General features: G+C 75.1%; 2 protein-coding genes. Both read left to right on the plus strand.

All coding sequences use genetic code 11. The annotated features are described in order from the left end of the window. The first annotated feature begins 184 nt into the window (after positions 1–184). Positions 185–829 carry a LysE family translocator gene (locus HW445_RS30040; protein ID WP_180223964.1) on the plus strand — a complete coding sequence of 215 codons (645 nt, stop codon included), beginning with the start codon at positions 185–187 and terminating at the stop codon, positions 827–829. 111 nt (positions 830–940) lie between these two features. Beyond that, entirely contained in the window at positions 941–1471 is a 531-nt protein-coding gene (locus HW445_RS30045; RefSeq protein ID WP_180223965.1) for a GNAT family N-acetyltransferase, read from the plus strand. The last annotated feature ends 206 nt before the right edge of the window (positions 1472–1677 follow it).

Below are 1677 nucleotides of genomic sequence, written 5' to 3' on the forward strand. Positions count from 1 at the left end.
GCGCCGCCGCGCTCTTCGGCGCCCTGCGCGAACGGCTGCGTGACGGCGCGAGCAGCTTCGTCGGGCAGACCTGACGCTCCGTCGCCGGAGGCCTCGTCGTCGGAGGCCTTGTCGTCGGGGTGCGCGGGTGCCGGACGGCAGGCCGTAGTATCCGGTCCCGCGACTGCGGAGAGGAGACTGACCGGTGATCACACTGAGTGCGGTGGCAGGGGTGGCCCTGATCGAACTGGGGATGGCCCTGACGCCGGGACCGAACATGGTCCACCTCGCCTCTCGCGCGATCGCCCAGGGCCGCAGGGCGGGCCTGGTGAGCCTCGGCGGGACCGCCGTCGGGTTCCTGTGCTACCTGCTGGCCGCGGCCGCGGGCCTGTCCGCCCTGTTCGCCGCCGTGCCGCCGGCGTTCACGGCGGTCAAGCTCGCGGGCGCCGCCTACCTCGCCTTCCTCGCCTGGGACATGCTCCGGCCCGGCGGCCGCTCGCCCTTCGCCCCGGCCCGTGACGTGGTCCCGGTGTCCGACGCCCGTCTGTTCACGACGGGCCTGCTGACCAACCTGCTCAACCCCAAGATCGCCCTGCTCTACGCCGCGCTGCTGCCCCAGTTCCTGGACCCCCATGCAGGCCCGGCCTGGGCGCAGCTGGTCCAGCTCGGCGGCGTGCAGATCGTCGTCGGGGTCGCCGTGAACGCGCTGGTCGTGCTGGGCGCGGCACGGATCTCGGGGTTCCTGGCCGCCCGGCCCCGCGTCATGGCCGTCCAGCGGTTCACGGCGGGCGGCCTGCTCGGCGTCTTCGCGCTGCGCACCGCCCTCTCCCGCACCCCGGCAGCCGCCTGACCGGCGGATCGACGCGTGGGCGGACGGCCGTCGCGGCGGCCGGCGACCGGAAGCGGTGACCGCGGGGACGCCCCCGCGGGGCGTGTCGGCGTGCTGGCTAGGCTGGCCGCCATGTCTGAACATGTACGACTGCGCCCCGTCGCCGAGGGGGACCTCGACCTCTTCGAGCGTCTGCACGAGGACCCCGCGGAGGCCGGGGAGCTGGGCTTCTTCGGGCACCGCAATCCGGGGCAGCTCCGCCGGCAGTGGTCGGAGGGGGGTTTCCTCACCGCCGAGGGCGGGCGGCTGGCCGTCGTCCACGCCGCCGACGACCGGTTCCTCGGGGAGGTCCAGTGGCACCAGGTGCTGCAGGGGCCGGCGTCCCCGTGCTGGAACATCGGGATCTCGCTGCTCACCGCCGAACGCGGCAAGGGGTACGGCAAGCGCGCCCAGCGCCTCCTCGTCGAGTACCTGTTCGCCCACACCCGGGTGAACCGTGTCGAGGCGAGCACCGAGGTGGCGAACGTCGCCGAGCAGAAGGCCCTGGAGTGGGCGGGCTTCACCCGTGAGGGCGTGCTGCGGGGCGCGTGCTTCCGCGGCGGCGCCTGGCGGGACATGGTGGGGTACTCGGTGCTGCGCGCGGAGGTCGTCCCCCAGGCATGACACCACCTTCCCGCGCGCGGATTCCCGCGCGGGAGCGGGGGAGGCGGCGCGTGCGTGGCCACCGCCTCCCCGCCGGGTGTCCCGCCCGGCCCCGCGCCCCGATCGCGGTGGGCGCCGGCGGCGGCCCTACAGCCGGGGGTCCACCGGCTCGGACTCCAGCGACAGGACCGCGAAGACCGCCTCGTGGACCCGCCACAGCGGTTCCC

Source organism: Streptomyces sp. UH6 (assembly GCF_013421635.1).
Lineage (GTDB): Bacteria > Actinomycetota > Actinomycetes > Streptomycetales > Streptomycetaceae > Streptomyces > Streptomyces abyssomicinicus.

Coding starts and splice junctions, on each gene's coding strand:
- HW445_RS30045 (WP_180223965.1), top strand. CDS start 941: ATGTCTGAACATGTACGACTGCGCCCCGTCGCCGAGGGGGACCTCGAC.